This window comes from Desulfamplus magnetovallimortis, from assembly GCF_900170035.1.
GTDB lineage: Bacteria > Desulfobacterota > Desulfobacteria > Desulfobacterales > Desulfobacteraceae > Desulfamplus > Desulfamplus magnetovallimortis.
In genome coordinates this window covers 9,649-13,104 of the sequence record NZ_LT828571.1, presented here as the reverse complement: position 1 = coordinate 13,104, position 3,456 = coordinate 9,649, and the positions used below count along the sequence as shown (strand labels likewise).

The 3,456-nt window shown below is 43.3% G+C and carries 2 protein-coding genes; both read left to right on the top strand.

The window, feature by feature from the left end; all coding sequences use genetic code 11:
* Window positions 1-291 (top strand): hypothetical protein (locus tag MTBBW1_RS26355; RefSeq protein ID WP_222424191.1); only part of this gene is annotated, 291 nt, incomplete at its 5' end.
* 79 nt (window positions 292-370) lie between these two features.
* Window positions 371-3,397, top strand: coding sequence for a type I restriction endonuclease subunit R (locus MTBBW1_RS26350; protein WP_080809753.1), 3,027 nt, complete (start codon window positions 371-373; stop codon window positions 3,395-3,397).
* Window positions 3,398-3,456: the final 59 nt, after the last annotated feature.

Genomic DNA, 3,456 nt, shown 5'->3' with positions numbered 1-3,456 from the left:
AAGAAACTTCTGATTGAGCAGTGGGTCAATGCCTATAAAAAATTGCCGAACAAAACAGTCGAAAATATAAAAAGGGAGGTAAAAATGAGCTTTACTGCAACCACAATATCAGAACATATCCGCAATGAAGGGAAAATTGAAGGAAAGATTGAAGGAAAGATCGAAATGCTTAAATCATTGCTTCATAAAGGTATGCTAACAAAGGAACAGTTTAAGGAAATGCTTGAAGCTATCAAGTTGCAGGCAGGGAAAATTGATATCAACACCCTAAATGGAAATATGGAAATTTAGCTTTTTGTATATTTTTACAATATAGAACATAAAATACTCTCTTAAACTCTGGCATGTCCAGGTCAGGATTTTACCAGTAATGACAACAGCCATCTACACAGAAGAGACATTTGAAAAGGCCATCGTAGAAGATCTGATTGAAAACGGTGGATATATTGCCGGCGATCCAAATCTCTTTGATCGGGAAATTGCACTTGATAAAACCACCTTCATACAATTCCTTCAAATATCCCAACCGGATAAGTGGGAGAAGCTGCACACCATCCATGGAACCAATACAAAAGATAATCTCATCAAACGATTTGTAAAAGAGCTGAGTTTAAGAGGTGCTCTTGATGTCATCCGCAAAGGCTTCACAGACTATGGTGTTAAATTCCAGACTGCATTTTTCAAACCGGAAAGCAGTCTCAACCCAGATTCTCAAACACTCTATGACGCCAATATCCTGACTGTCACACGGCAGGTAAAGTACTCCCTGAAGAATGAAAATTCCCTTGATCTGGTGCTTGGACTCAATGGAATACCAGTTGCCACCATTGAACTGAAAAACCAGATGACCGGCCAGACCGTTGATAATGCCAAGCAGCAGTACAGGTTAGACCGTGATCCCAAAGAGTTGATTTTCCAGTTCAATAAAAGAGCATTGGTACACTTCACCGTCGATACCGATGAAGCCTGGATGACCACCAGGTTGATGGGCACACAGACCTTTTACCTTCCTTTTAACATGGGGCATAACAATGGAAAGGGCAATTCCCCAAATCCCCATGGTTACAGGATAGATTACCTGTGGAAACAGATCTGGACAAAGGATTCTTTCTTAGACATCATTGGAAAGTTCATCCACCTTGAAAAAGAGAGTGTTGATCATAATGGAAAGAAAGCCATAAAGGAAAAGATGATCTTTCCAAGGTTCCATCAGCTACGGGTGGTCAGGAAATTATCCGATCACGCTAAAATTCATGGCCCGGGAAAGAACTACCTCATTCAACACAGTGCAGGAAGTGGTAAATCCAATTCCATTGCATGGTTATCCTATCGCCTCTCCAGTCTCCACGACAAATTTGATGAGCGTGTCTTTGATTCTGTGATTGTCATCACCGACCGCAGAGTACTGGATTCCCAGTTGCAGGACACCATCTATCAATTTGAGCACAAGGAAGGCGTGGTCAAGAAAATCGACAAAAAATCAGACCAGTTGGCCGATGCCATCTATCACGGCTCCAATATCGTTATTACCACATTGCAGAAATTTCCATTTGTGATTGATAAAATTGCAGATATGGAAAAGTTCAAAGGTGAGAGAAAATCAAGAAACTACGCCGTCATCATTGATGAGGCACACAGCAGTCAAGGTGGTGAAGCATCCAGAAAAATGAAGGAAGTGTTATCTGCCAGAACCCTTGAAGAGGCAATGTTTGAAGATGCCGATGCAGAAAATGACGATTCAGATGATTCACCGGAAGATGAGATCCGAAGGGTCATGATGTCACGGGGACAGCAGAAGAATCTCAGTTTCTTTGCATTCACAGCCACACCCAAAGCAAAGACCCTGGAGGTGTTTGGAGAGACAGGCATTGATGGAAACCCCCGGGCCTTCGATCTCTACTCCATGAGACAGGCCATAGAAGAGGGATTTATTCTGGATGTCCTGAAGGGATACACCACATACAAGACCTTTTTTAGACTGAATAAAGCCATTGAAGATGATCCCAGGATTGACAAACGAAAAGGGAAAATCGCCATTGCACGGTTCATGTCGCTGCATCCCCATAACCTGTCACAGAAAACAGAAGTGATGGTAGAGCATTTCAGGCAGGTCGTCTCCAAGAAGATCAATGGAAAGGCAAAGGCCATGGTGGTGACCTCCTCAAGGCTCCATGCAGTGCGATATAAACTGGAGTTTGACCGCTATTTGAAAGAAAAGGGATACACAGATATAAAAACCCTTGTCGCCTTCTCCGGCACTGTGGATGATGATGGCATCGAGTATAAGGAAACCGGTATGAACCAGTTTGGTGAGAAGGAACTGCCCGCAAAATTCAACACACCTGAATATCAGGTTCTTCTGGTTGCCGACAAATACCAGACCGGATTTGATCAACCCCTTTTGCACACCATGTATGTGGATAAGAAGCTGTCCGGTGTCAAGGCTGTACAGACCCTATCCCGACTCAACAGAAAATGTCGTGGTAAAGAGGACACCTTTGTCCTTGATTTTGCAAATGAAGCCGAGGATATAAGGGAATCGTTCCAGCCCTATTACGAAGTAACCACACTGGAAGAAAAAACCGACCCCAATCTTCTGTACGACCAAAAGAGCCGCATTGAAGCTGCTCAGGTGATATGGTCATCGGAGGTGGAAAACTTCTCAAAGAAATACTTTGATCCCAAATTCAATGCCAAAAACCAAGCCAAATTGAATGCCTTTATTGACCCTGCTGTTGAACGATTCAAGGAACTGCCGGAAGAGGCATCTGTGGATGGAGAGATATCCCAGGATGATTTCAAGCACACCCTTGTATCCTTTACCCGCCTCTATTCATTTTTATCACAGATCATCCCTTTCTACGATATTGAATTGGAGAAGCTATTTCCTTACATTCGATTCCTGCTAAAAAAACTCCCAAAAAAGAGTATTGAAGAGAGGCTGAAGCTTGATGATGAGGTGGCACTTGAGTATTACAGGCTCAATAAGACTGGTGCCGGAGATATTGTACTGGAAACAGGTAAGGGATGGGTACCATCCGGTGCAACTGAAGCTGGTATCCGCAGGAAAAAAGATGAAGAGAAATCCCCACTGTCAGAAATCATCAATACAATTAATGATCTCTTTGGTACTGAATTTAATGAAACCGACCGCCTCTTCTTTGACCAGATTGTTGAAGATTGCGTGGCAGATGAAGCCCTGAAAGTGCAGGCTCTTGCAAATACCATGGAGAACTTCAAGTTCCCGTTTACAGATGCATTCATCAATAAAGTGATCGACAGGATGGATCAAAACACTGACATCTTCAACCGATTGATGGAGGGGGGAGATTTCAGTGACCTGGTGGAAGGGGTGGTGTTGAAAGAGGTGTATCAAAGGCTTACCCGTACAAGCTGATTTGAGTGTACCCTTTTTTGATCATCCTGTCTGCCAAACCTCACCCCCCGGCCCCCTCT

Coding starts and splice junctions, on each gene's coding strand:
- MTBBW1_RS26350 (WP_080809753.1), top strand. CDS start 371: ATGACAACAGCCATCTACACAGAAGAGACATTTGAAAAGGCCATCGTA.